Origin of the sequence: Pseudodesulfovibrio karagichevae (assembly GCF_041414475.1) — a bacterium.
Taxonomy (GTDB): domain Bacteria; phylum Desulfobacterota; class Desulfovibrionia; order Desulfovibrionales; family Desulfovibrionaceae; genus Pseudodesulfovibrio; species Pseudodesulfovibrio karagichevae.
On record NZ_JBGLYH010000058.1, the window covers coordinates 1 to 24,081 of the forward strand.

At 66.3% G+C, this 24,081-nt stretch carries 23 protein-coding genes; 12 read left to right on the plus strand and 11 right to left on the minus strand.

The genetic code is table 11. The annotated features are described in order from the left end of the window. Window positions 1–410: 410 nt before the first annotated feature. The 4 genes from AB6M95_RS15845 to AB6M95_RS15860 form a co-directional block, all read right to left on the minus strand. Entirely contained in the window at window positions 411–1,799 is a 1,389-nt protein-coding gene (locus AB6M95_RS15845; protein WP_371387720.1) for a B12-binding domain-containing radical SAM protein, read from the minus strand. A gap of 5 nt (window positions 1,800–1,804) precedes the next feature. After that, window positions 1,805–1,978: a hypothetical protein gene (locus AB6M95_RS15850; protein ID WP_371387721.1), complete on the minus strand. Its 174-nt coding sequence runs from the start codon at window positions 1,976–1,978 to the stop codon at window positions 1,805–1,807. 90 nt (window positions 1,979–2,068) lie between these two features. Further along, the gene (locus tag AB6M95_RS15855; protein WP_371387722.1) at window positions 2,069–2,833 is read right to left on the minus strand and encodes a purine nucleoside phosphorylase YfiH/LACC1 family protein; all 765 of its coding nucleotides are present in this window, start codon (window positions 2,831–2,833) and stop codon (window positions 2,069–2,071) included. Next, window positions 2,821–3,402, minus strand: coding sequence for a 5-formyltetrahydrofolate cyclo-ligase (locus AB6M95_RS15860; RefSeq protein ID WP_371387723.1), 582 nt, complete (start codon window positions 3,400–3,402; stop codon window positions 2,821–2,823). The genes AB6M95_RS15855 and AB6M95_RS15860 overlap by 13 nt, the downstream gene beginning before the upstream one ends. Before the next feature lie 146 nt (window positions 3,403–3,548). Between AB6M95_RS15860 and AB6M95_RS15865 the strand changes: the two genes are divergently transcribed. Together AB6M95_RS15865 and AB6M95_RS15870 are read left to right on the plus strand one after the other, a co-directional pair. After that, on the plus strand, window positions 3,549–4,928 hold the full coding sequence (locus AB6M95_RS15865; RefSeq protein ID WP_371387724.1) for a sigma-54-dependent transcriptional regulator: 1,380 nt from the start codon (window positions 3,549–3,551) through the stop codon (window positions 4,926–4,928). Further along, on the plus strand, window positions 4,928–6,091 hold the full coding sequence (locus AB6M95_RS15870; protein ID WP_371387725.1) for an ATP-grasp domain-containing protein: 1,164 nt from the start codon (window positions 4,928–4,930) through the stop codon (window positions 6,089–6,091). Before AB6M95_RS15865 ends, AB6M95_RS15870 begins: the two co-directional genes overlap by 1 nt. 258 nt (window positions 6,092–6,349) lie before the next feature. Here AB6M95_RS15870 and AB6M95_RS15875 read toward each other — a convergent pair whose 3' ends face one another. Next, entirely contained in the window at window positions 6,350–6,949 is a 600-nt protein-coding gene (locus tag AB6M95_RS15875) for an HD-GYP domain-containing protein (RefSeq protein WP_371387726.1), read from the minus strand. Window positions 6,950–7,098: 149 nt separating this feature from the next. On the opposite strand from AB6M95_RS15875, the gene AB6M95_RS15880 reads away from it, so the two are divergent. The 4 genes from AB6M95_RS15880 to AB6M95_RS15895 all read left to right on the plus strand — a co-directional run bounded on the left by AB6M95_RS15880 (window position 7,099) and on the right by AB6M95_RS15895 (window position 12,570). Further along, entirely contained in the window at window positions 7,099–9,963 is a 2,865-nt protein-coding gene (locus tag AB6M95_RS15880) for a DEAD/DEAH box helicase (RefSeq protein ID WP_442604688.1), read from the plus strand. A 416-nt stretch (window positions 9,964–10,379) separates the two neighbouring features. Then, complete coding sequence (locus AB6M95_RS15885; RefSeq protein WP_371387727.1) at window positions 10,380–10,865, plus strand: MFS transporter; 486 nt, start codon at window positions 10,380–10,382, stop codon at window positions 10,863–10,865. Further along, window positions 10,862–11,611 carry an MFS transporter gene (locus AB6M95_RS15890; protein ID WP_371387728.1) on the plus strand — a complete coding sequence of 250 codons (750 nt, stop codon included), beginning with the start codon at window positions 10,862–10,864 and terminating at the stop codon, window positions 11,609–11,611. The genes AB6M95_RS15885 and AB6M95_RS15890 overlap by 4 nt, the downstream gene beginning before the upstream one ends. 188 nt (window positions 11,612–11,799) lie before the next feature. Next, window positions 11,800–12,570 carry a tetratricopeptide repeat protein gene (locus AB6M95_RS15895; protein WP_371387729.1) on the plus strand — a complete coding sequence of 257 codons (771 nt, stop codon included), beginning with the start codon at window positions 11,800–11,802 and terminating at the stop codon, window positions 12,568–12,570. A 402-nt stretch (window positions 12,571–12,972) separates the two neighbouring features. Here the strand turns inward: AB6M95_RS15895 and AB6M95_RS15900 are convergent, their stop codons facing one another. Both AB6M95_RS15900 and AB6M95_RS15905 read right to left on the minus strand, forming a co-directional pair. Then, the gene (locus AB6M95_RS15900; protein WP_371387730.1) at window positions 12,973–14,763 is read right to left on the minus strand and encodes an N-acetylmuramoyl-L-alanine amidase; all 1,791 of its coding nucleotides are present in this window, start codon (window positions 14,761–14,763) and stop codon (window positions 12,973–12,975) included. 154 nt (window positions 14,764–14,917) lie between these two features. Further along, entirely contained in the window at window positions 14,918–15,655 is a 738-nt protein-coding gene (locus AB6M95_RS15905; protein WP_371387731.1) for a metallophosphoesterase family protein, read from the minus strand. 86 nt (window positions 15,656–15,741) lie between these two features. On the opposite strand from AB6M95_RS15905, the gene AB6M95_RS15910 reads away from it, so the two are divergent. Both AB6M95_RS15910 and AB6M95_RS15915 read left to right on the plus strand, forming a co-directional pair. Beyond that, window positions 15,742–16,221 carry a chemotaxis protein CheD gene (locus tag AB6M95_RS15910; RefSeq protein ID WP_371387732.1) on the plus strand — a complete coding sequence of 160 codons (480 nt, stop codon included), beginning with the start codon at window positions 15,742–15,744 and terminating at the stop codon, window positions 16,219–16,221. Then, window positions 16,218–17,087, plus strand: coding sequence for an HDOD domain-containing protein (locus AB6M95_RS15915; protein ID WP_371387733.1), 870 nt, complete (start codon window positions 16,218–16,220; stop codon window positions 17,085–17,087). Before AB6M95_RS15910 ends, AB6M95_RS15915 begins: the two co-directional genes overlap by 4 nt. Before the next feature lie 10 nt (window positions 17,088–17,097). Here AB6M95_RS15915 and AB6M95_RS15920 read toward each other — a convergent pair whose 3' ends face one another. The 3 genes from AB6M95_RS15920 to AB6M95_RS15930 are packed head-to-tail and all read right to left on the minus strand — an operon-like array spanning window position 17,098 to window position 19,508. Beyond that, window positions 17,098–17,742, minus strand: coding sequence for a peptidylprolyl isomerase (locus tag AB6M95_RS15920; protein ID WP_371387734.1), 645 nt, complete (start codon window positions 17,740–17,742; stop codon window positions 17,098–17,100). A gap of 25 nt (window positions 17,743–17,767) precedes the next feature. Next, window positions 17,768–18,577, minus strand: coding sequence for a shikimate dehydrogenase (gene aroE / locus AB6M95_RS15925; protein ID WP_371387735.1), 810 nt, complete (start codon window positions 18,575–18,577; stop codon window positions 17,768–17,770). Window positions 18,578–18,581: 4 nt separating this feature from the next. Continuing rightward, the gene (locus AB6M95_RS15930; RefSeq protein ID WP_371387736.1) at window positions 18,582–19,508 is read right to left on the minus strand and encodes an ACP S-malonyltransferase; all 927 of its coding nucleotides are present in this window, start codon (window positions 19,506–19,508) and stop codon (window positions 18,582–18,584) included. Between the two features lie 230 nt (window positions 19,509–19,738). Between AB6M95_RS15930 and AB6M95_RS15935 the strand changes: the two genes are divergently transcribed. From AB6M95_RS15935 to AB6M95_RS15945, 3 genes are all read left to right on the plus strand, one after another. After that, the gene (locus AB6M95_RS15935; protein ID WP_371387737.1) at window positions 19,739–20,356 is read left to right on the plus strand and encodes an acetyltransferase; all 618 of its coding nucleotides are present in this window, start codon (window positions 19,739–19,741) and stop codon (window positions 20,354–20,356) included. A gap of 327 nt (window positions 20,357–20,683) precedes the next feature. Continuing rightward, window positions 20,684–21,109 carry an HIT family protein gene (locus AB6M95_RS15940; RefSeq protein WP_371387738.1) on the plus strand — a complete coding sequence of 142 codons (426 nt, stop codon included), beginning with the start codon at window positions 20,684–20,686 and terminating at the stop codon, window positions 21,107–21,109. Between the two features lie 30 nt (window positions 21,110–21,139). Continuing rightward, window positions 21,140–21,424, plus strand: a complete 285-nt coding sequence (locus tag AB6M95_RS15945) for an integration host factor subunit alpha (RefSeq protein WP_371387739.1) — start codon at window positions 21,140–21,142, stop codon at window positions 21,422–21,424. A gap of 64 nt (window positions 21,425–21,488) precedes the next feature. On the opposite strand, the gene AB6M95_RS15950 is transcribed toward AB6M95_RS15945, so the two are convergent. Further along, window positions 21,489–22,226: an SPOR domain-containing protein gene (locus AB6M95_RS15950; RefSeq protein ID WP_371387740.1), complete on the minus strand. Its 738-nt coding sequence runs from the start codon at window positions 22,224–22,226 to the stop codon at window positions 21,489–21,491. A gap of 399 nt (window positions 22,227–22,625) precedes the next feature. Between AB6M95_RS15950 and AB6M95_RS15955 the strand changes: the two genes are divergently transcribed. Continuing rightward, window positions 22,626–23,990: a protein kinase domain-containing protein gene (locus tag AB6M95_RS15955; protein WP_371387741.1), complete on the plus strand. Its 1,365-nt coding sequence runs from the start codon at window positions 22,626–22,628 to the stop codon at window positions 23,988–23,990. The last annotated feature ends 91 nt before the right edge of the window (window positions 23,991–24,081 follow it).

Sequence of the window (24,081 nt, forward strand, 5' to 3'; positions counted from 1 at the left end):
ACTCGACGAATCGGCGTCAATCTGGCATTGGCATGAATGTTCACTCGGTCCTCCTTTCGGCAATTGCGTCTTCGTAAACACAATTTGACCGATTAGGGCCGAGTGAACAACCTCCTATAACTTCACACCTAGAGCCCGTCTCGGGCGGCGAAGCGCAGGCAGGATCGCGTCTGCGCAGCAGACATCTATCCAGCCCGCGAGAGCCGCCTACGGGCTCTTGGTCCCGCTTCCGCGAGCTAGCCCAAACGCGCAGTTTTTGCTTCCTTTTTTCTGCGCCAGCAAAAAAGGAAGTCGCCGTAAAGGCGAAAAACAAAGCAAGGAGAACGCGCACTCTCCCACCGCGCATGCGCGCAAACAAAAGGCGTTCCCTTCCCTTCACTCCCTGCTCCCAACAAAAGGCCGAGCGTCGGCTACCCCCGTTCCCCGTGGAGCAGCGCCTTCCACCGTTTGGCCTCGTCCCAGTCGAACCCGCCCGGCACGCAGGGCCAGATGGAATTGTTCTGGAACAGCGGCTCGGCCTCAAGCGGATAGGGACTGGCCGCGCAGGCCGTGTCGAACATGGGCGAGCCGGGGATGGGCGTGTAGTGCGCCAGATGGGGCCGGAACCCGTAAGCGCGCACGTGTTGAACCGCTCCCTCCACGTTGCCGAGGTCCTGGCCAGGCAGGCCGAACAGGATATACACCCCGATGTCGTCGAGTTCGAAGCCCGCATCGAGCAGGTTGCGCGCCCCGGTTTCCCACTGCTCACGGGTCAGTTTGACGTCGTGGCGGTGGTCGAAGTCCGTGGTCTCCAACCCCAGCCGCACCGTGGTCAGCCCGGCGGCCTTGAGGCGGCGGCAGACATCGGCGGTCAGATGACGGACGTGCATGGCGTTGGGGGTGTGCAACCGCAGGTCCATGGTCGAGGCGGCCAGCCCATCCAGGACCGGCCAGAGCCAGCGGTCCGGGTTGACCAGCAGGGCGTCGTCGTAGAAGGCGAAGTCGCGCACGCCCCGCTCATACTCGGATTGCACGGTCGCCATGACCGCTTCGGCCGTGGACTGGCGGAAACGCGGATACAGGGCGTTGCTCGCGCAGTATTCGCAGGAGAAGGGGCAGCCGCGCGAGCCGAGGACGATGGAATAGGCGGGCTCGGTGTACAGGTCGAGCGCCAATGAAAGACCATTTTTATCAGCCTGTTGTGGGGCTTCTAAATCAATCAACTCCCAGAATCGCGACCAATTGTCGGGCCGCTCCAGGGGGCCCTGCTGGAGGTGGGCGTTGGCGTGGCGCGCGGCGTGGTCCCCGCACAGGGTGGCGTAGGTCCCGCCCAAAAAGCGGGGTGCGTCGGGCCACAGTTCGGCGCAGATGTCGAGGATGTCCAGGGCGCCGGGGTACCAGTAGGTCATGATGGTCGTGACCAGCACGGCGTCAGGGATGGGGTCGAGCGCGGCCAGGGCTTCGATGACCCGTTCGCGCGGCAGGCCGTAGCGCGAGTAGCGGCGGTTCATGAAGGCGAGTTGTGCGGGCGGCTCGATCTCTCCCTTGGGGTAGTGGCCGGTGCCGTACTTGCCGGGTTTTGGCCATTTCAGGCCGAGCTCAGGGTCGGCCTGCCAGGTCGGGTCCAGGCAATCGAGCAGGGCCACCGAGGCCCCGGCGGAGCGGAGCATGTCCAGGCAAGCGAGCAGCCCGGCCGGGCGCGACCAGACGTTGAAGGCCGCGAAGTCGGTGATCCACGGGTTGATGCCGAGCACGCGCGGGCCATGCTCCCGGCCGGAGGGAGCGGACCACGGGATGTGCGGAAACGCGGGGCGGGCCATGGCGGCTAACGGAGGAGGTTGGTCAGGATGGTCAGCCCGAGCATGACGATGACCACGATGAGCAGGATGTTGGTCATCTTGTCCCGGCGCTTGACCCGCTCGGCCTTGGACCGGGTGAACTGGCCGACGATGAGGAAGACCAGGCCGAGGATGATGATCAGTTTGACGAGCGTACCCATGGGGAGGGTGTAGCGGATTTCAGGGAGAAAGTCTTTATTGGGCGAAGAGGGACGGGCGGGGGGATGGATGGCGTGACGGCGAGCGGTTCGCTACGGCCTGATCCAGATGATCCCGCACTGCCGTCCGGTGTCCCGGGCCGGGCTTGCGCACGCCTTGCGGTAGGAGAAGAAGGTTTCCTCCATGGTCATTGTGCACAGGTCCAGGCCGAATATCTGGTTCTCGGGCACGCCCGCGTTCATGAGCTGGTCGCGGGTCAGTTGCCAGAGGTCCATGGTTTTGGCCTTACGGTCGTACCAGGGGCGGAACGCGGGGCCGAAGTCGGTCTCGAAGTTGACGAACTCGGCGGCCTTCGGGCCCAGGGAGGGACCGCGCACGGCAAAGACGTCTTCGGGTTTCAGATCATAGTGCTCACAGAAGCGGCGCACACCCGAGCCGGGAAAGTCGATCTTGTTGCCGCGCCAGCCCGCGTGCAGCCCGGCCACGTACCGGCCCGAGCGGTGGGCCAGGAGGATGGGCTGGCAGTCGGCGGTCTTGACGACCAGGCCGTGCCCCGGCGTGGCCGTGGTCATGCCGTCGCCGTCCAATGTGGCGTGCTCCTCGGGCGCGTGGGGCGCGGGGTCGAAGCGGATGACGTCGCCGTGCACCTGGTTGAGTTCGCACCAGCCGGTCAGCCCCATGCGCGTGAAGACCATGCGCCGGTTCACGGTCACGGCTTCGGGATCGTCGTTCACGTCGAAGCTGATGTTGGCCGAGTCGTGGGGCGGCTCGGACACGCCTCCCCGGCGGGAGGTGAAGGCGCAGGCGACCTGCGGGATGTCCGGGAACTCAAAAGGGAAAAAGGCTATGGCCGCCATAGTTCCTCTTCGGTGCAGACCACGTGGACCGGCTTGTCCCACGGCTGGGTGGGGACGTCGTCGATGAGCTGGAACTCGTGGGCCACGCCCACCACCAGGGTGTCGCGCAGGGCGTCGGTGGCCAGCAGCCGGTCGTAGTACCCGCCGCCGAAGCCGAGCCGGTTGCCCTTGCGGTCGAACCCCACGCCGGGGACGAGCGCGATCTGCGGGCGGCACGTGTCCACGGGTGGGCAGATCTCGGCGTCCGGCTCCATGATGGAGAACGCGCCGGGCACCAGTTCGTCCTCGCAGGCGGCGCAGGCTATGTCCATCCGGCCGGGCTGGTCCGGGCGGCAGCGGGGCAGCAGGACACGGCAGCCGCGCTGCCACAGCTCGGTGATCAGCGGGCGCAGGTCGATCTCGCCGCGCACCGGCCAGTAGAGCAGGGCCTCGGTGGCGTTCCTCCACTCGAACAGGGTGCGGACGAGCGACACGGCCCCCTCGCTGGCCCGGGCCACCGCATCGGGGGACAGGGCGGCGCGGCGTTCGATGAGCCGCTTCCTCAGTATGGTCTTTTCCGATTCAGCCATGGAGGCACGATACCACGGCCTGGTGCGACAATCCAGCTTCAAGCGGTGAAATCCGGGTGACGCCGGGATGTCCCTTGGTTTTCGGCCCGTCTTGTTTTATCGTGCTCCCTGTTTGACGGAAAATAGACACCTTGCCCGGAGATCGAATGGCCGCGAATATACTGATTCTCGACGACGAAAAGAACTATCTGCTCATCCTGGAGTCCATCCTGGAGGACGAGGGATACCACGTGACCACCCTGTCCGATCCGGAGATGGGCCTGGCTTACCTGGAGGATTCCGAGGTGGACGTGGTCCTGACCGACATGAAGATGCCGGGCATGACCGGCCAGGACGTGCTCGAGCACTGCAAGAAGAACTACCCGCACATCCCGGTGCTGATCATGACCGCCTTCGGCTCCATCGAGGCCGCCGTGGAGGCCATGCGTATCGGGGCCTTTGATTACATCACCAAGCCCTTCGCCAACGAGGAGCTGCTCCTGTCCATCTCCAAGGCCGTGCAGTACGCCGCCACCCAGCAGGAGAACATCCGCCTGAAAAGGGAGATTCGCGACCGCTATTCCAAGGACAACATCATCGCGCGCGGCAAAGGCATGGAGCAGGTCCTGGACATGGTCGACCGGGCCGCGCCGAGCAAGTCCACGGTGCTCATCCTCGGCGAATCCGGCACGGGCAAGGAGCTCGTGGCCCGGGCCATCCATACCTCCTCGCCCAGGCGCGAGGCCCCGTTCATCACGGTCAACTGCATGGCGCTCAACCCCGGGGTGCTCGAATCCGAACTCTTCGGCCACGAAAAGGGCTCCTTCACCGGGGCCACGGCCATGCGCAAGGGCCGCTTCGAGCAGGCCAACAAGGGCACGCTCTTCCTGGACGAGATCGGCGAACTGACCCCCGAGCTCCAGGTCAAGCTCCTGCGCGTGCTCCAGGAGCACCAGATCGAGCGCGTGGGCGGCTCCGAGACCTTTGACGTGGACATCCGCATCGTGGCCGCCACCAACAAGAATCTCCAGGAGTCCGTGGCCAAGGGCGAGTTCCGCGAGGATCTCTTCTACCGTCTCAACGTGGTCTCCATCTTCATGCCGCCGCTCAGGGAGCGGCGCGAGGACATCCCGCTGCTGGCCGCGCACTTCCTTGAAAAGTACAACAAGGAAAACCAGATGGAGATTACCGGATTCACCTCGGCGGCCATGGATTACCTGACCGCCTACGAGTGGCCGGGCAACGTCCGCCAGCTGGAAAACGTGGTCGAGCGGTGCACGGTCCTGGCCCGGACCGACGTCATCGACGCCGACGACCTGCCGCCCGAGATCAAGGACGAGGAGGCCCAGTTCAAGTCCGCCGTGGACCTCCTGCCCACCAAGCTCAACCTGGCCGACACCATGGACAAGATCGAGGGCGCCCTGGTCAAGCGCGCCCTGGTGCGCACCGACTTCATCCAGGTCAAGGCCGCCGAGATGCTCGGCCTCTCCAAGTCCAACCTGCAATACAAACTGAAGAAATACGGCCTGACCGGCAAGGCGAAATAATGATTGTCCTCGACTACCCCTACGTTTCCCGGTTCCTGGTGGATTCCATCCTGGAGCTGGGCCAGTCCGTGCTCGACACCCCCCAGGTCCGCACCCTTGCGGGCGACGCGCCCCTGAACTACATCGACGAAATCGAGTTCTCCGCGCGGCTCGCCCTGGGCGGCAAGGTCTACACCAACTCCGAGAACGGCCTGGGCCACGTACTGCGCTGCCGGTGCAACGAGGACCTGGCCCGGCAGATCGACATCTGCAAGGACAAGGCGCTCTTCCGCGAGACCGTGGCCGGGCTGCACCCGGACTACCGGTTCCAACGCGTACCCTTCGACCGACTTGCCGACTTCGACCCCGCGTCCATGGACGGCCCGTTCATCGTCAAGCCCACACGCGGCTTCTTTTCCCTGGGCGTGCACGTGGTCGATACGCCCGAGGACTGGCCCGCCGCCGTCAAGGCCATCGAGGCCGAGCGCGCGGCCCTGAACGCCGAATACCCCGAGGCCGTGGTCAGCGGCGGCGAGTTCATCGTCGAGCAGTCCATCCGGGGCGAGGAATACGCCATTGACGTCTACTATGACGCCGAGGGCGACCCGGTGATCACCAACATCCTGCACCATACCTTCCTGTCCGCCGCCGACGTCTCGGACCGCCTCTACTACACCTCGGCCCGGATCATCGAGACCTGGCTGCTGCCGTTCACCGACTACCTCCGCGACGTGGGCCGCGAGTGCGGATTCCGCGACTTCGTCACCCATATCGAAGTCCGGGTCACCGACACCGGCGACATCCTGCCCATCGAGGCCAACCCCCTGCGCTTCGCGGGCTGGTGCGTGGCCGACCTGACCTTCCACGCCTGGGGCATCAACCCCTATGAATGCTATTTCAAGGAGCTGCGTCCGGACTGGGACGCCCTCCTGACCGAAAACCAAGGCATGGCCGCCGTCATGGTCATCGGCGACCTGCCGTCCTCCCTGGACCGCACCGCCATCCGCTCCATCGACTACGCGGGATTTCAATCAATGTTTTCCAACGTTCTGGAATTACGAAAGATCGATTACCACCAATACCCGGTCTTCGCCTTCGCCTTCGCGTCCATGCCCGAGGCCGAACTCGAGGCCCTCAAGCCGACCCTCACCCAGGACTTCACCCGTTTCGTCGTTACGAAGTAAAGAAGCCCGGGGGGACGGGGAAAGGGAAAGCCTGTGAAAAGGGCTTTCCCTTTCCCCGTCCCCCCGGCCCTCCCCATCCCCTCTTCCTTCCTAAACTTTTTGTATGCGCATCCGCGCGTGCGGTGGGTGGCGACTGGGCCAGCGCTATCCGGAAGGATGTGCGTGCCGGGAGATGGGCTGAAAAGAGTCCTTACGGGCCGCGTTCGCACCCCACGAAGCGACGACAAAAAGTTCTGGAGGGGGAGTCCAGAGGCATCCTTAAAACAGATCAATACGGCCGTCGGTTTTTTTGTACCAGGTGAGGAAGCCGTCCACGCATTCGGGGCAGAGGAGTGTGCCGCGTTCCTCGGCGATGATATCGGCGGCCACGGGGCGCGGCAGGGAGTCGCGGTGCGGCCGTTCGGAGATCATGGCGCAGTAGGAGTCGGCCACGGAGATGAGCCGGGCCAGACGCGGGATTTTCTCTCCGGCCAGGCCGTTGGGGTAGCCCGAGCCGTCCCACCGCTCGTGGTGGGACAGGCAGACCTCGGCCACGTCGGCCAGTTCCGGGATGGGGGCGAGCAGGGCCGCGCCCAGGCGGGTGTGCTCCTGGATGTGTTTGAATTCCTGTGGCGTGAGTTTGCCGGTCTTGCGCAGCACCGAGTCGCAGGTGCCGACCAGGCCGATGTTGTGCAGCCTGCCGACGAGCAAGAGCCGCGCCAGGATGTTCTTGGGCCGGTCCAGGGCCTTGGCGATGCCGTGGGCCACACGGGCGACCTTTTCGGAATGGTAAGCGGTCGATTTGGTGCGCGCCTCGGCGGCGCGGGCTATTTCGATCAGACAGGCTTGTATTTCGACGGCGCAGTTTTCGGGTGACATGCTTGGCTCCGGGATTTGAACAATTTTGTCTGGGGGGAGTATGTGGCGGGGGTCGGGCCGGGTGCAATTATATTTCGCGGCTTGCCTCGCCCGCCCGGCCGAAGTAGGATTCGGGTGTGGAAAGCCCTGTCCTTGAATACGTCTCGGCCATGCTCGATTCCGAGCGCATGGCCCACCAGATAGCACACCATCGCGTCGTCGAGGGCGCGGACGCCCGGTTCGGCGAGCCGCGCCGCCCGTGGCCCGCCGCCCTGCGCAGCGCGCTCGGTCTGCTCGGCATCGACCGGCTCTACGACCATCAGGCCGAGGCCGTGGACTATGTCCGCGCCGGGCGGCACGTGGTCGTGGCCACGCCCACGGCCAGCGGCAAGACCCTGACCTACAACCTGCCCGTGATGGAGCAGATCCTGGCCGACCCCGAATCCAAGGCGCTCTATCTCTTTCCGCTCAAGGCCCTGGCCCAGGACCAGCTCAAGGGGTTCAACGAGCTGGCCGCGCTCCTGCCGCTGGACGGCCGCGAGGACCGCAGGCCCACGGCGGCCATCTACGACGGCGACACCTCGCCCCATTTCCGCAAGAAGATCCGCAACTCGCCGCCCAACGTGATCCTGTCCAACCCGGAGATGGTCCACCTGTCCATGCTCCCGCACCACGCGGGCTGGGCCGAGTTCCTGTCCGGGCTGACCCATATCGTGGTCGACGAGGTGCACACCTACCGGGGCGTCATGGGCGGGCACATGGCCATGGTCTTCCGCAGGCTGATGCGGTTGTGCCGCTACTACGGGGCCAACCCGACCTTCGTGTTCTGCTCGGCGACCATCGGCAATCCGGCCGAGTTGTGCAGGATGCTCACCGGGCTCGACGCGCACCCCATCCTCGAATCCGGGGCCGCGCGCGGCGGGCGGCACATGGTCTTCGTCAACCCGGACGGCAGCCCGTCCGGGGCGGCCATCAGTCTGCTTCGGGCGGCCCTGTCGCGCGGGCTGCGGACCATCGTCTACTGCCAGTCGCGCAAGATGACCGAGCTGATCTCCATCTGGGCGGCCGAGAAGAGCGGGGAGTTCAGGAGCCGCATCTCGGCCTACCGGGCCGGGTTTCTGCCCGAGGAGCGGCGCGAGATCGAGGCGCGCATGGCCGACGGCGAGCTGCTGGCGGTCATCTCCACCTCGGCGCTCGAGCTGGGCATCGACATCGGCGGATTGGACGTCTGCATCATGGTCGGCTACCCCGGCTCGATCATGGCCACCCTGCAGCGGGGCGGCCGCGTGGGGCGCAGCCGCCGGGACTCCGCCGTGGCGCTCATCGCCCAGGAGGACGCCCTGGACCAGTATTTCATGCGCAACCCGAACGACTTCTTCGCCCGTCCGCCCGAGTCGGCCATGCTCAACCCGTTCAACCCGGTGGTCATGGACCGGCACCTGATCTGCGCGGCCGCCGAGCTGACCCTGCGGCGCGGCGAGCCGTTCCTGGCCGAGGAGCCGGTGGCCCGCCGGGTGGAGCAGCTGGTGGCCGTCGGGCTGCTCTTCGAGGTGGAGCCGGACCTGCCGGGCCACCCCGTGGAGATCGTCACCCACCGCAAGCGGCCGCACCAGGACGTGGATCTGCGCGGGGCGGGGCGTCAGATGCATATCGAAGATAATTCCCTGAGCGATGAGAAAGCGCCCGTGATCGGGACCATCGACCAGTACAGGGCCTTTCGCGAGACCCATCCGGGCGCGGTCTATCTGCACCGGGGGCGGACCTTCGTCATCCGGGACATGGACCTTGCGACCAACGCGGTGCACGCCGTGGCCCAGCGCGTGGGCTATTACACCAAGCCGCGCGGCAGCAAGGACACCGAGATCCTCGAAGTGCTCGGCCAGAAGGCCAGCTTCGGCACGCGCGTCTATTTCGGGCGGGTCAAGGTCACGGACCAGATCACCGGGTACGAGAAGCGCTCCGTGCGCGGCGGCAAGCTGCTCGGCATCGTGCCGCTGAACCTGCCGCCCCAGGTCTTCGAGACCGAGGCCATCTGGTTCGAGATCGGCCACGACATCCGGCGGCGCTGCGAGGAGGAGTTCCTGCACTTCATGGGCGGCATCCACGCCTTCGAGCACGCGGCCATCGGCATGCTCCCGCTGCTGGTCATGACCGACCGCAACGACCTGGGCGGCATCTCCACGCCCATGCACCCGCAGGTGGAGGGCCCGGCCGTGTTCATCTACGACGGCATGCCCGGCGGCGCGGGGCTGACCCGCCAGGCCTTCGAGCGGGCCGACGAACTCATCGAGACCACGCTCTCGACCATCCGGGACTGCCCGTGCGAGCTGGGCTGCCCGTCCTGCGTGCATTCGCCCAAGTGCGGGTCGGGCAACCGGCCCATCGACAAGCGGGCCGCCCTGTTCGTGCTCGAATCCATCCGTTCGGGCGACCCCCAATCCATCACCCCAAAGGAAATCGACGTGAACACGCTCCCCGGCATCGACACGAAGCGGCCCGCGCCCAAGCGGTACGGCGTCCTGGACATCGAGACCCGCTACTCCGCCGACGAGGTGGGCGGCTGGAACCGCGCCGACCGCATGGGCGTGTCCATCGCCTGCCTGTGGGATTCGGAAAAGGAGGCCATGTTCGACTTTGAACAGGACGACATGGACGCCCTGGTGGACCACCTGCGGAAGTTCGACCTGGTCATCGGCTTCAACCACGTCAAATTCGACTATGCGGTGCTCGGCGGCCTGCATCCCTTCGCCTTTCGCTCCCTGCCCAACCTCGACCTCCTGGTGGAGGTCAACAACCGGCTGGGCTACCGGGTCAAGCTCGACAACATCGCCTCGGCCACCCTCGGCGCGGGCAAGTCCGCCGACGGCCTCATGGCGCTCAAGTGGTGGAAGGAGGGCCGGCTCGACCTGATCACCGAGTACTGCCGCCAGGACGTGGCCGTGACCCGGGACGTGTATCTGTTCGGCCGTGAGCATGGCCACATCTTCTTCACCAACAAGGCTTCCCAGAAAGTGAAATTGCCCGTTGAGTGGTAGTCGGCTTCCGATAGTGGCGCATCTGCACATTTTTTCCGGCCGGGCCAATCCTCACGTAGACGGCTACGCTGCGGTTGCCCCGGCCGGAAGAAAATGCACAGCTGCACCACTCTCGAAAGCCTAAGCGGGGCACCGGTTGCTGCATGGGGTAGGCGGCTCGGGATAGCGGGCCTTTCCGGCCTCCGGGGGAGCCGCTGTTTGCCGCCTTTGGCGGCAAAGGCGCTCCATAGGAGGAGAAGGGGGGGGTGCTCCTCTTTGGATTGAATATCATTCGATGGAATTTACACCGGAAAATAAGTTTATTATGGTGCGGTCTTCGTGCGGCGGCGGTGTTGTGCCGCATGTCGTTCGATTGTTCCGGCCGCGGGAGGGTGCGGCCGGGGTCCCCTGATTTCCCCTGATCTCCATGGAGGCCCATGCAGGACCAGGCAACCCCATCGCGGCATTACGGCTGGACCATCTGTATCGTGGGTTCGGCCGTGGTCTTCGCCTGTCTTGGGTTGGGGCGGTTTTCGCTGGGCATGCTGCTGCCGTCTATGGGCGCATCCCTGGGGCTGGACTACGGGCGCATGGGGTTGATCAGCACCGGCAACTTCACCGGGTACATGCTCGCGGTTCTGCTGGCCGGGACCGTGACCCAGTCGCTGGGCGCACGGCGGACCATCGCCGCCGGACTGGCCCTGGTCGGGCTGTCCATGATGTGCATCAGCCGCGCCGCAGGGTTCGTGCCGGTGCTGCTCCTCTATTTCGCCACGGGCATCGGGTCCGGGCTGGCCAACGTGCCGCTCATGGGGCTCATCTCCCACTGGTTCCTGCGGGACACCAGGGGCCGCGCGGCCGGGTTCATGGTCTCGGGCAACGGCGTGGCCATCGTCTTCTCCGGCCTGTCATCCCCTGGGTGAACCTCGGCTCGGGCGGGCAGGGCTGGCACACCGGCTGGCTGGTCCTCGGGCTCATCGCTCTGGCCGTGGCCGCGCTGGCGGGCCGGCTTTTGCGCAACCACCCGCGCGACAAGGGCATCGAGCCCCTGGGGCGGGCCGAGTCCGCTCCGGTGCGCACCCTTTCCCGCAAATCCCGGTCCGAAGATCCCCGGGCCAGACGCCGGACCATCGCGCACCTGGGGATCATCTACCTGCTCTTCGGAGCCACGTCGGTCATCTACGCCACCTTCATCGTCACCGCCCTGGTGGACGTGCACCACTACGGCGAGGGCGCGGCCGGGCGGTTCTGGGCCGTGGTCGGCGGGCTGTCCATCCTGCCCGGGCCGCTGTTCGGCGCGTTGTCCGACCGGATGGGCCGCCGGTTCGGCATGATCGTGGTCTTTTCCCTGTTCACGGCGGCCTATGCCTTCGCGGCCATGAACGGCTCGTCCTTCTTCCTCTACGCCTCGGTGGTCATCTTCGGGATCGTGGCCTGGAGCATTCCGACCATCATGTCGGCCGCCGTGGGCGACTACATGGGGCCGGACCAGGCGGTCAGGGCCTTCGGGCTGATCACCCTGTTCTTCGGCGCGGGCCAGATCGTCGGCCCGGTGGTGGCCGGATATCTGGCCGACCTCTCGGGCGACTTCAACGCCGCCTTCCGGCTCTGCGCCGCGCTTACGGCCTGCGCCGTGGCGCTCACCGCGCTGCTGAGGCAGCCGGAGTAGGGCGTTCCGCCGGGAACAACCGGAATTCGATGCCGCTTCCCGCCGGGTGGCTTCGGGCCGCGCCCTTGCACCTCTCCACCGTGTCTCATCGGCAGTGTGCAAATTTCTTCCCTCGTTTTGACAGCCCGCTCCGTACCGTATTAGATCGTGTATGACGGAATTGTATCCAAACACCGAGGTGGCTGCGCATGTTTAAGCGGATGTTCCAGTTTCTCTTCTTTGCCTACCTGCTTCTGGCGGGCGTTCAGTATTCGGCCTTGCCCGAGGTCGCGCACGAGCTGAAGGCCGCGGCCCGGTCCGGCGACGCCGAGGCCCAGCTGATCCTGGCGCGCAAGTATTTCGAGGGCGACTTCGGCAGCCACGACCCGGCCATGGCCGCCCATTGGCTGCAACAGGCCGCCAACCAGGGCAACGCCGACGCCCTGAACATCCTCGGGCGGTTCTACCTGGCGGGGCTGGGCGTGGAACGGGACCCAGCCAAGGGGTTGGCCCTGCTCCGGGCCGCCGCCGACAAGAACCAGGCCCAGGCCCAGGCCTACATGGCCTACGCCTACGGCCAGGGCCAAGGAGTTGAGCGCAACGCCGCCGAGTTCCTGCGCTGGACCCGCATGGCCGCCGAAAACGGCGACGCCCGCAGCCGGTACAACCTGGCCACCCTCTGCCTGACCGGCACCCTGGTCCCCCAGGACATCCCCGAGGGCCGCCGCTGGCTCGAACTCTCGGCCGACCAGGGATTCACCCAGGCCCAGGTGGACCTGGGCGAACTGCTCATCCGGGGCATCAACCAGCCCCCGGACCTGGTCGAGGCGTGCAAGTGGTTCGCCATCGCCGGGACCAAGGGCCACCCTCAGGCCGAAAAGCGCCTCAACCAGATCGTCGAGCATATGACCAAAGAGGAAATGGAGGAGGCGGCCCATCGCGCCAACGTCTGGCTTGAGGCCAAGGGCGGCCCGCGATAGCGGGCCATCCGCACATTCTCGTGAAGCACCTTGCGTAATGGGAAGGGGAGGCCGGAGACAGGGCTTCCCTCTTTCTGCCTGAGCAATTCGGGTGCGGCACGCACCCGACAGCGGCTCTCGTCCCGCGCCAAGACTCGACTTGGGAGGGTGGGTGTTCGTATCTGGATTGGGTCGGTTTGGTCAGGCCGTTTCCAGCCCTGCCCATCGGTCGCCTATCGGCAAGCAGCTCATCCGGCAGAGAGTCACCCCTCATCAATGCGCCCTATCCGCGCGAACCGCTTAGGCTTGGGAGAGTGGGTCAGCTGTGCATTTTTCGAGGGTCCGCCTGACCGCAGCGTACTCCCTGTACGTGAGGATTGGGCGGGATCTCGGAAAATGTGCAAATGGCCCGCTCTCCCAGGCTCAGTTCATCGCGTAGCGTTCAATCTGGCTCTTGTAGGAGAGGATGCCTTCGACGATGCCGTCGGCGAGGTGGCTGAGGTACTTGTCCGAGCGCAGCCTGCTGGATTCGGTCTTGTTGGTGATGTAGCCGATCTCCACCAGGACCGAGGGCATCTTCGCGCCCATAAGCACGTAGAACGGAGCTTCGCGCGTGCCCTTGTTGTTCAGGGGGTAGGACTGGCGCACGCGTTTTATGGTGCTGGTCTGCACGTCCCCGGCAAGGTCGCGGGACTCCTTGATCTTGGAGTTGACCATCAGGTCGGTCAGGATGAACTGGAGGTCCGAGATGGCGCGCGGGTCCACGGCGTTCTCGCGGGCCGCGATGCGCACGGCCGCGTCGGTCTTGGCCAGGTTCAGGCTGTAGGTTTCCAGCCCGTTGACCTTGCTGCTGTGGTTGGCGTTGCAGTGGATGGACAGGAACAGGTCCGCCTTCTGGGCGTTGGCCATGGCCGTGCGTTTCTCCAGGGGGATGAACACGTCCGTGGTCCGCGTATAGATGACGTTGAATCCCTTGGCGTGGAGCTTGCCCCCGACCAGCTTGGCGAATTTCAGGTTGATGTCCTTTTCGCGCAGGCCGTTGGACATGGCACCCGGGTCCTTGCCGCCGTGTCCGGCGTCGATCATGATCGTGCGGACCGTCAGGCCGAGCTGCTCCAGGAGGCTTCCGGCCATCTGCTTGCTGCCCTTGGGCGGGCGGTAGTCCGAGTTCGCCGTGGTCTTGTGCGCGGGCCCGGTCGAGGCCATGACCGGGCCCGGAGCGGGCGTCTTGCCGTCCGGGGCGTACACGTCGATGACGATGCGGTAGGGGTTCTGCAGGGGGAAGATCTTGTAGTCCTGCATGTTCAGGAAATCGAGGACCACGCGGGTGGTGTCCTTGGAGTATTGGCCGGTGCGGATGGAGCGCAGGATGCCGTCGGACACGGTGGTGGCCGAGGTCACGTCGTGGCCCAGGCGGGAGTTCTGCAGGTCGATGTACAGCCGGTGCGGGCGGTTCACCTTGGGGTTGGGGCCGAGCACCTGGTAGCGGTACTTGACCTGGGCGTCGAGCTCCAGGACCACGCGGGTGTATTCATCGCTGGAGGTGAACCGGACCACGTCCAGGTGGGCCAAGCCGGAGGGGTCGCCGACCTGGGAGCCCACCGCCTGCTGCCGGACCGGGGCGGGCGCGTCGTCGGCCTCGGCCTTGGCGGAGCCGCCCGAAACCTCATGGATGGCCCAGTCGTATTTGCCCAGCCGCTTCAGGGCGACCTCGGCCTTGTCCCGCATGTCCGAGCGCGGGTATTCGACGATGATGGACGCCAGGTCCAGGCGTGCGGCGGAGGTCTCCCCGAGCCGCCTGGCGTAGACGTCGGCCCGCCGGTACAGGCAGTCGTCGGCCCAGCCGTGGCGCGGATACCGGGCCAGGACCCGGCCGTAATAGTCCACGGCCCGGCGGAAATCGGACTTGAGCCCGGAGCGCGCGCCCAGCTCCTCGTAGACCCGGCCGATGTAGTACAGGGCCTTGGGCGCGTAGGAGCCGCCCGGCGAGGCCTTGAGGCAGCGCGAGAAGGTTTTCTCCACGCTCTGCCAGTTGGAGCGGTATTTGGCCTTGCGCGCGTCCTTGACCAGGGCGTGGAACTCGGAGTGGCCCACGGTGAAGTAGGACTGGGCCGATGCGGCGAGGGCCGGGGACGGGCACAGGAAAAGGGCCGCAAGGGCGCAGAGCGCCAAGGCGGACAGTAGACGTATGTTCGCGGCAGAGTGCTGCTTCATGGCATATCGGACCGGGGCTCGGGTCTGGCCCGCCCGGCATCGCCTTCCCGCAGGCGCATGTCCGGCAGGTTCATTAAGTCCGTAGTTTTCAGAAGATTCTAAAAAAAGTCCAGAAAAAAAGGGTAAAGGTTCCTCAATAGGCGCTCCGGCCGGGTCAGGCCAGGCCGGTGGACAGCCACCGCGCCCAGTCCTCGCGGCCGTTTTTCCGGGCCAGGGCGGCGGCGGATTCCCAGTCGTAGTCCACCTCCACGAACTCCGCGTCCCAGCCCTCGGCCGTGCGCGAGACCACGGCGTAGGCGGCCCGGGGCGAGCCGCTGGCCATGGCGTGGGGCGGTTGGTCGTCATCGTAGGCGGGCAGCCCGACGCTGCCCGGATTGACCACGGTGATGCCGCCCGCCGTGGCCAGCCCGGCATGGTGGCTGTGCCCGGCCAGGACCAGGGTGCACCCCCCGGCTTCGGGCAGGAGGTCGGCCAGGACGGCCCGCTCCCCACGCGGGGCGGGCAGGCCCGTGGCCACGTCCTCGAGCAGGTAGGCGGCGTCGTCTTTCGGCGTGCCGTGGCAGAGCAGGACGTCCGCCTCGGGGCGCAGGGTCCCCGGCAGGGTGCGCAGCCATGCCAGGGCGTCCGGGCCGAGCAGGTCGCGCACGGCGCGCACTGCGGGCGGCGGCGCGTCGTCCAGGAGGATGCGGTCCTGGTTGCCGAGCACGGTCGGCATGCCCAGGTCCCGGAGCGCGGTCCAGGTCCCGGCGGGGTCCAGGGGGCCGTAGAAGGTGTCGCCGAGATTGACGAACCGGGTCAGGCCGCGCGCCTTCGCGTGGGCCAGGACGGCCTTGAGCGCGGCCGTGTTTCCGTGGATGTCGGCCAGTACGGCCAGGGGTTCTTTTTGGGGCATGCCCGACTATGGGAAAAAAACGGGCCCAATGCAAGGATAGAGGAGAGGCTTTACTCTGCGGCGTCCTCAATATAAGAGGCCTGACCATGAACAACACGTTTGTCGTCGGCATATCGGACATGAAGCTGTCCACCAACCCCGGAGACGTCATCGTCACCTATTCCCTGGGCTCCTGCCTCGGGGTGACGATCTACGACCCCAAGGCGCAGATCGGCGGCATGATCCACTGTCTGCTGCCCACGGCCGCCGCAGCCAAGGAAAAGGCGCGGGCCAACCCGTTCATGTTCGTGAACACCGGGGTGGCCATGACCGTGCGCCGCCTTGTGGACCTCGGGGCCGACAAGAACCGCCTGGTCTTCAAGGCCGCCGGCGGGGCGAACATGCGCAAGGACCGCATCTTCGACACCGGCTTGCGCAATTTCGAGGCGCTCAAGAAGCTGCTGGACCGCAACAACAGGCGGCTGACGGCCCAGGACGTGGGCGGCACGATCCCCCGGACACTCTTCCTGTACCTGGACACCGGTCGTGTGGTAGTGAGGTCATTGGGGAAGGAGAGCGACCTATGAGCCGACGAGACGAAATCCTGGCGGCCTGCGCGAAAGTCGTGGCCATGCCGACCTGCGTGCGCAAGGCCGGAGCTCTGCTGGACGGCCCGGAATCGGACCTGGCGCGGCTGGCCCGGATCATCGAGCACGACCCCGGCCTGACCGCCAACCTGCTCAAGGTGGTCAACGCCTCGGACCTGGCCTCGGACCGGCCGGTGCTGACCGCGCGCGCCGCCCTGGACGTGCTCCGCTCGCCCGAGGTCCTGCGCTTCTTCATCTCCACGGGCGTGGCCCCCTACTACGTCCACGTCATCGCGGGCTACGACCAGGCCCCGAGCCAGTTCCTGCAACACTCCACCACCGTGGCCATCGCCTCCCGCGAGCTGGGCGCGGCCTTGAAGCTCGACGTGCCCGACTACGTCTACACCGCCGGACTGCTGTCCGGCATCGGCAAGCTCCTGCTCGGGGCGTACGTCCAGGTGGACCTGCGCGAGATACTGCGCCTGGTCTTCGACGAGGGGCTGGCCTTCGACCGGGCCGAGGAGCGCATGCTCGGCATCAACCACGCCGAGCTGGGCTGCATCATCCTCGAGCGCTGGGGGCTGCCCGACGCCCTGACCAGGGTGGTCTGCCACCACCTGCGCCCGGACGAGTATGACGGCCGGGACGTGGTCCTGGATCTGGTCCACGTGGGCAACGTGCTGGCCAAGATGATCGGCGTGGGGCTCGGCGCGGACGGCCTCAACTACGAGGTCTCGCGCAAGGTGGTCGAGCGGCTGGGCATCACGTCCCCGGTCCTGGACCGGGTCTCGGCCGAAGTGGTGGTCGAGCTGCAGTCCCTGTGGGACCTGTTCCTCGAATGCTCCGACGACTTCTGCAACCTGTAGAGACGCTTCCCTACTTGGCCACGTAGGCCTTCTTGATGAACACCGGTTTGACCGGCACGTCTTCCATGCGGCCAGCCCGGGCGGTCTGGACCTCGCCGATTTTCTCCACCACATCCATGCCGCGGATGATCTTGCCGAAGGCGCAGTACCCGGCGTTGATCTTCTGCGAATAGGAGCCCGCGCCGGTCATGGAAGCGGTCTGGCTGAAGTCGAAGGTCGGATTGTCCTTGACGTTGAAGAAGAATTCGCAGGTGGCCGAGTCCGGATTGTCGGTCCGGGCCATGGCGATGGTGCCCTTTACGTTCATCAGGCCGGAGGCGGACTCGTTGGGGATGGGCGGAAACAGCGGGCGCTTCTGGCTGATCGGAAAGGTGTAGCCCCCGCCCTGGACAATGGCCATGCCCTGGCCGCCCTTGCTCATCCTGACGACCCGGTGGAAGATGGTCTCGTCGTAGAAGCCGGCGTTCACGTACTTCAGGAAGTTGGCCACGGTCTTGGGCGCGTCCTTGGGGGAGAGCATGACGATGATTCTGCCCATGGAGGTTTCCATGACGACCACGGGGTCGGGCCCGGCCTGGGCCGGACGGGCGGAGAGGGCCAGGATCAGGGAACAGGCCAGCAGCAGCGGCGCGAACTGGAGACGGAAGCATTTCATGGGAATCGTCCTTGTCTTGTGTTGTCTATGAGCCGAGGGCCGAGAGGAGCAGCCGTCTCGCCCCGGCCTCGTCCATGTCCCGCCCGGTCCACAGCCGGAACTGGGCCAGCCCCTGGTGCAGGAACATCTCGAGCCCCGAGACGGCGCGGCGCCCGGCGGCCCCGGCCTCGGCCAGGAAGCGGGTTTCAAGCGGATTGTACACGATGTCGTAGGCCACGGCGCCGGGCGCGAAGCGGTCCGCGTCCCAGGGGGTCCCGCCCTCCAGGTCGCCGGACATGCCCAGCGGCGTGGTGTTGCAGACCAGCTCCCAGGGGGCGTCCATGCGCTCGTCCCAGGGGACGCACGCCACCCCGAAGTCGGCGGCCAGCGCCTCGGCCTTGGCCAGGGTGCGGTTGGCCACGGCCACGCGCGGGATGCCGAGTTCCAGCAACCCGGCCACGGCGGCCCGGGCCGCGCCGCCCGCGCCGAGCACGATGGCCGAGCCCGGCAGCGGGTCGAGCCCGCGCAGGGGGGCGACCACGCCGATGACGTCGGTGTTCTCGCCGCACAGGGCGTCGCCGTCCCAGTAAATGGTGTTGACCGCGCCGATGGCCCGCGCCCGGTCGGAGATCCGGTCCAGGTGGGCCATGACCGCGCGCTTGTGCGGGATGGTCACGGACACTCCGTGGACGGGCTCGGTGCGCACGCGCTCCATGAACGCGGGCAGGTCGGCCGGTTCGAGCGGCCAGGCCGTATAGTGCGCGTCCAGGCCGAGTTCGGCGAACCCCCAGTTGTGCAGTGCCGGGGACAGGGTGTGGCCGAGCGGCCAGCCGATGATGCCGAAGGCGCGGGGCACGAGCCTACAGCTCCCCGGCCTGCTCGAGGTTGCCGATGTTCAGCCCCGACCACTTCTCCTCTTCGGAGCCGAGGTTGGCCTTGAGCATCTTGAAGAGCACGCCCTTGGGGCCGATCTCGATGAATTCGCGCACCCCGGCGGTCCACATGGCCTGCATGGTCTGGATCCACAGGACCGATGATGTCATCTGGCGCTGCATGGTGGCCTTGATCGAGGCCGCATCGGGCTCGGGCAGGGCCGTGGCGTTGTGGAAGACTTGGAAGGCGGGGGCCTTCCAGGCGAGGGTTTCGAGGAAGGCGGCGAATTCGTCGGCGGCCTCCCGGATCAGCGGGGAGTGGAACGCCCCGGACACGGCCAGGCGGATGGCCCGCCCCTTGGCCTCCTTGACCAGCGTTTCCGCCGCGTCCAGCGCCTCGGCCTCGCCCGAGATCACGAACTGGGCCGGGGTGTTGTAGTTGGCGATGCGCAGCTCCCTGCCGGACTGTTTCACGGCTTCGGCCACGATCTCCTCGACCTTGTCCTGGGCCAGCTTGACCACGGCGGCCATGCCGTGACCCGCGCCGCCGCAGTCGGCCATGAGCCGCCCGCGCAGGGTCACGGCCCGGATGCAGTCCTCCACGTCGAGGACCCCGGCCGCGCCCAGGGAGGCGAACTCGCCCAGCGAGTGCCCGGCGGTGGCCGCAGGGGAGAGCTTATCCTTGACGGCCAGCCACAGGGTCAGGTTGACCACGGTCAGGGCGGGTTGCAGGGCGCGGGTGTCGGCCATGTCGGCCGGTTCGCCGTCCCAGTAGATTTCGCGCAGGGCCAGGCCGGACTCGCGCTCGGCCAGCTTCCAGAGGTCCAGGGCGGCGGAATCCGCCTCGGCCACGTCGCGGCCCATGCCCTTTTCCTGGGATCCCTGTCCGGGAAAGAGAATGCCGGTCTTGGTCATGTAGGGCTCCTTGGTGCGCGGACGGACGGTCCCGGCCCGCGCTGTGGTGTCGTGATTCGGTGGCACCGGGATACCGCGCGGCGCAACGGCGCGTCAAGCGTGTGCAAGGACGGGCTTTCGGTTGACACCGAAAAAGTAAAACGGGTAGGACTCGAAATATGACCATACATGACCACCGCACCGGAATCCCTGGCCTTTCGCCGGGACGGGGCGGGCTCAAAGGGACCTTCATGAAGATACTGATTATCGGCGGCGGGGGCCACGCCCGGGTGGTGGCCGATATCCTGCTGGCCATGGACGGCATGGAGCCGCAGGGCTACGTCACCTCGGACCAGGCTCCGGGCACCGCCGGCCCGCTCGGCCTTCCCGTGCTCGGCGGCGACGACGCCGTCGGGTCCATCCCCCACGACGGCCTGGTGGTGGCCGTGGGCGACAACGCCACCAGGGAGCGCCTCTTCGCGCACTTCGCGGCTCAGGGCGAAAACATGGTCAACGCCATCCACCCCTCGGCCATCCTCGCCCCGGACGTGGTCCTGGGGCGGGGCTGCATGGTCTGTCCGGGGGCCATCGTCAACACCGGAAGCGAGATCGGCGACAACGTCATCCTGAACACGGGCAGCGTCACGGAACACGACTGCCGCGTCGGGAGCCACGCCCACGTCGCGCCGGGGGCCAAGGTGGCCGGTGCGGCCCGCATCGGGGCGGGCGCGCTGGTCGGGCTCGGCGCCGCAGTGCTGCCCGGCGTGGCTATGGGCGACCGGGCCGTGGCCGGTGCGGGCGCGGTGGTCCTGGGCGACGTGCCGCCGGGCCTGACCGTGGTGGGCGTTCCGGCCCGTCCGAAAACCTGATTATTTCCCCTCGGTTCGCCTTATTTGCCCGCAATGGCGGGACTTTTCTCAACGGGCACCACAACAGGCTGAAATTGTTTCACAATTGAGTTAAACAACGATTTCAATCACCTGGGTTATGTCAACTGTCCGATTTTTCAGACTATATCTAGACTTCTCGGCAGCCCTTGCCGGACGGGGGTTTTCAGAAAATCGGACGAACTGACTTGATTTAACTGGATATCCCTAGTATGAATACGAGTAACGGTCAAAAACTGTCATCGCAAGGCCGTGGATTCCATGCGCTTGAAACGCTTGGAATTCGCCCTTGACGGAGGAATAAGACGAATGCCGATTGCGGATTCCGAGTGTATTTTTTGCAAGATCGTGGCCGGGGAAATCCCCTGCGCCAAGGTCTTTGAATCGGACACGGTCCTGGCCTTTCTGGACATCGCGCCCGTGCATCCGGGCCATGCTCTGGTGCTGCCCAAGGACCACCATCCGACGCTCATGGACATCCCCCCGGCGCTCGGCAACGACCTGATCCAGGCCCTGTCCGCAGTGGGCGGCGCGGTCATGGAGGCCACCGGCGCCGAAGGGCTCAACCTCATGCAGAACAACTTCGAGGCGGCAGGGCAACTGGTTCATCACGCGCATTTTCATCTCATACCGAGGTTCTCGGACGACGGCCTGAAACTGTGGGCCCAGTCTTCCTACGACGACCCGGACGACATGCAGAAACTCGCGGCCACTATCGCGGGATTGCTGAAGTAAGTTATTGAAAACCCTTTTTGGAGGCAATCGATGAGCACTCTCACCAAAGCCGGAATCGTGGACTACATCTACGAACGCACCGACAAAAACCGCGCCGAGATCAAGGACCTGGTGGAGACCATCCTCGAGATCATGAAGAAGTCCGTCAAGAAGGACCATGCTCTGTTGATCTCCGGTTTCGGCAAGTTCGAGGCGTATGACAAGCGCGCCCGCAAGGGCCGCAACCCCCAGACGACCCAGACCATCACCCTGCCCCCGCGCAAGGTGGTCGTGTTCCGGTTGTCCCGCAAGTTCCGGGCCGAACTGAATCCCTAGGCCGAAGACGCAAAAAAAGGGCCGAGTGACGACACCCGGCCCGAAAGTTCGGTCAACCCCGGACTTATGGCTTCTTCAGCACGAACCCCTTGGGGTAGTCCGTCCTCAGTTTGTCCAGGGCGGCCCCGGCCGTGGCCTCGTCCGGGAACGAACCCGCCTGCACGCGGAACAGCCCCTCGTCGGTCTTGACCACCACAGAGCCCTTGTAGCCGTCCGCAATGAGACGCTCGAGGGCTCTGTTCGCGTTTTTCTCGTCCGAGAACGCGCCCACCTGCACGTAATACGGGCCTCCTGCGGCCATGGTCGGTGCCGCTGCCGGGGTGTCGGCCCTTGTGGCGCCGGGCATATCCCCCTCATCCCCGATGCCGACGATCTCGTCCTCCGGATTGGCGGGAGCCCGCACCGGGGCCGGTTCGGCGGCGCTCACGGTGGTTTTTGCCGTCGGCTTGACGGTCGGCTCCGTGGCTGGAGGCGTGCCCTGGGCGGCTGCGGTCTCGGCCTCATGCTTGAGCTGGTCCGCGTCGGGCAGTGGCTCCTCGGCCAGATCGGCCTCGCCCACAGCCGGTCCCCCGGTCCCGGCCTGTTTGGCGGCGTCTACCTCGTAGACCTCGTCAATGGGCGCATCCAAAGGTTTTTCCTCGCCCACCACGTAGGTTTCCTCGATGACGGGCGGCTCGGCGGCCTGGGACTGCCGCGCGGGCTGTTTCACCGGCGGCGCGGATTCGATGTGTTTGCGGAAGCAGCCGCCGAGGACGAGGGCGGTCGCGGCCAGCATCACCAGGGCCAGTATGGATTTCTTCATGGATAACTCCCTGTTCTTTCTCTGTGGCGTATATGTCTAGAGTATGTCTAAAGTAAACGTCAAGAGGGGGCCTTGGCAAGCCGTGACCCGGACGGGTTTTACCGTACCGTTCCGGCGGGTCGCGGCCAACCCCGTCAAGCTGTTTTTTTATGCCTATCGGCTGTTTTTTTCCGCCATTCTTTCCCGAAACCGCGTTTTCGCAAAAACAGGGTGTAGGCTGTTCGGGAATTCCGGGGATCGGCCCCGGAACCCATCCCGGTCAGGGGCGGGGACCGAGGTCCCCGCCCCGTCAGGGCAGGGTGGCGTCCGCCTCTCTCCCGTCATCCTCCCTGGCGGCCACCCGGTCCGCCGACAAACCCAGGATGGACGCGGACCGACCCCTTGAGCTACCCTGCGGCCATGCGCATAGGACGATACGAGATACGCGGCCTGCTCGGCCGGGGCGGCATGGGCGCGGTGTACAAGGCGGCCATGCCCGTGACCGGGCGCATCGTGGCCCTCAAGGTGCTCAGGCCCGTCGAGATCATGGAGGACCTGGTCGGCGGGGACGCCCTCCGGGAGATGTTCTTCAAGGAGGCCTCGGCCATGGCCTCCATCAGCCACCCCAACTTGGCCGCCGTGCTCGACGTGGGCGGCGTGAACGGGGGCGGCAACCCTGCGCCCCCGCATTTCACCATGGAGTATTTCTGCGGCAACCTCGGGGTGCTCATGGGCGAGACCTACGAGGTGGAGCGCGAGTCCCGGCCCCTCGGAGTGGAGACCTCCCTGTCCATCGCGCGGGGCATGACCAGCGGCCTGAACCGGCTGCACTACGAGGGCCTCATCCACCGCGACGTCAAGCCGTTCAACGTCATGCTCGCCGAGGACCAGGGCGGGCCGGGCACGGTCAAGCTCATCGACTTCGGCCTGTCCAAGCTGCGCGGCGAACGCACCGCACATCCCAAAGGCATGGTCGTGGGCTCGCCGTACTACGCCGCGCCCGAGCAGGAGGCGGACCCCGAGTCCGCGGACGAGCGTTCGGATCTCTATTCCGTGGGCGTGACCCTGTACCGCATGCTTACCGGCCGCTTGCCGAACGAGAAGGGCGCGTCCTCCATCCGTGAGGTTCACGCCGATCTCGATCAAAGTTGGGACGACTTTTTCGCCACGGCTCTGGCCCGCGACCCGGCAGCCCGGTTCCCGGATGGCCCGGCCCTGCTCGCGGCCCTGGACGAACTCGAAGCCCGCTGGCTCAGACAGCGCGACGCCGTCTGCGCGGCCCCGGACCTGGCCGGGCCCGAACCCCTGAAGACCTGCCCGCCGCCACGGTCCAAGCCGCTCAAGGCCGGTCTCAAACAGGGGCGGGCGGCCTTCGGCCTGGACGAGCTGTGGCGGCCCGAGTGCTACGCCCACGGCGAGTTCGCGGACCAGGGCGACGGCACGGTCCTGGAGCGGACCCGTGGCCTGGTCTGGGAGCGCTACGGCTCCCGCTATCCGCTGACCTGGGAGCGCGCGAACAGCCACGTCGCCCGCCTGAACAAAAACGCATACGGCGGCCGCACCGACTGGCGGCTGCCCACCGTGGCCGAGCTGACCACGCTCTTCACCGGCCGCACCGAGCCCGGCGAGTTCTGCCTGGAGCCCGCCTTCGACCCGCAAAAGGCCCGCCTCTGGTCCGCCGACCGCAAGGCCTTCACCGCCGCCTGGTACGTGGACGCCGAACTCGGCTTCGTCTGGTGGCAGGACCTGACCTGCCGCTTCTTCGCCCGCGCCGTGGCCGGGTAGGGGAGGGTGCCTCCGGCGGCTGGGGGAAGGGGAAGGAAAACCCTTTGAAAAGGGCTTTTCCTTCCCCTTCCCCCAGACCCCCATTCCCATC

Excerpts from the sequence above, each read along its gene's own strand:
- AB6M95_RS15910 (WP_371387732.1), top strand. The coding sequence starts at position 15,742 with ATGAACAACACGTTTGTCGTCGGCATATCGGACATGAAGCTGTCCACC.
- AB6M95_RS15845 (WP_371387720.1), bottom strand. The coding sequence starts at position 1,799 with ATGGCCCGCCCCGCGTTTCCGCACATCCCGTGGTCCGCTCCCTCCGGC.
- AB6M95_RS15950 (WP_371387740.1), bottom strand. The coding sequence starts at position 22,226 with ATGAAGAAATCCATACTGGCCCTGGTGATGCTGGCCGCGACCGCCCTC.
- AB6M95_RS15955 (WP_371387741.1), top strand. The coding sequence starts at position 22,626 with ATGCGCATAGGACGATACGAGATACGCGGCCTGCTCGGCCGGGGCGGC.
- AB6M95_RS15865 (WP_371387724.1), top strand. The coding sequence starts at position 3,549 with ATGGCCGCGAATATACTGATTCTCGACGACGAAAAGAACTATCTGCTC.
- AB6M95_RS15855 (WP_371387722.1), bottom strand. The coding sequence starts at position 2,833 with ATGGCGGCCATAGCCTTTTTCCCTTTTGAGTTCCCGGACATCCCGCAG.
- AB6M95_RS15945 (WP_371387739.1), top strand. The coding sequence starts at position 21,140 with ATGAGCACTCTCACCAAAGCCGGAATCGTGGACTACATCTACGAACGC.
- AB6M95_RS15900 (WP_371387730.1), bottom strand. The coding sequence starts at position 14,763 with ATGAAGCAGCACTCTGCCGCGAACATACGTCTACTGTCCGCCTTGGCG.
- AB6M95_RS15880 (WP_442604688.1), top strand. The coding sequence starts at position 7,099 with ATGCTCGATTCCGAGCGCATGGCCCACCAGATAGCACACCATCGCGTC.
- AB6M95_RS15860 (WP_371387723.1), bottom strand. The coding sequence starts at position 3,402 with ATGGCTGAATCGGAAAAGACCATACTGAGGAAGCGGCTCATCGAACGC.
- AB6M95_RS15895 (WP_371387729.1), top strand. The coding sequence starts at position 11,800 with ATGTTTAAGCGGATGTTCCAGTTTCTCTTCTTTGCCTACCTGCTTCTG.
- AB6M95_RS15885 (WP_371387727.1), top strand. The coding sequence starts at position 10,380 with ATGCAGGACCAGGCAACCCCATCGCGGCATTACGGCTGGACCATCTGT.
- AB6M95_RS15870 (WP_371387725.1), top strand. The coding sequence starts at position 4,928 with ATGATTGTCCTCGACTACCCCTACGTTTCCCGGTTCCTGGTGGATTCC.
- AB6M95_RS15875 (WP_371387726.1), bottom strand. The coding sequence starts at position 6,949 with ATGTCACCCGAAAACTGCGCCGTCGAAATACAAGCCTGTCTGATCGAA.
- AB6M95_RS15850 (WP_371387721.1), bottom strand. The coding sequence starts at position 1,978 with ATGGGTACGCTCGTCAAACTGATCATCATCCTCGGCCTGGTCTTCCTC.
- AB6M95_RS15920 (WP_371387734.1), bottom strand. The coding sequence starts at position 17,742 with ATGAAATGCTTCCGTCTCCAGTTCGCGCCGCTGCTGCTGGCCTGTTCC.
- AB6M95_RS15930 (WP_371387736.1), bottom strand. The coding sequence starts at position 19,508 with ATGACCAAGACCGGCATTCTCTTTCCCGGACAGGGATCCCAGGAAAAG.
- AB6M95_RS15935 (WP_371387737.1), top strand. The coding sequence starts at position 19,739 with ATGAAGATACTGATTATCGGCGGCGGGGGCCACGCCCGGGTGGTGGCC.
- AB6M95_RS15940 (WP_371387738.1), top strand. The coding sequence starts at position 20,684 with ATGCCGATTGCGGATTCCGAGTGTATTTTTTGCAAGATCGTGGCCGGG.
- AB6M95_RS15905 (WP_371387731.1), bottom strand. The coding sequence starts at position 15,655 with ATGCCCCAAAAAGAACCCCTGGCCGTACTGGCCGACATCCACGGAAAC.
- AB6M95_RS15915 (WP_371387733.1), top strand. The coding sequence starts at position 16,218 with ATGAGCCGACGAGACGAAATCCTGGCGGCCTGCGCGAAAGTCGTGGCC.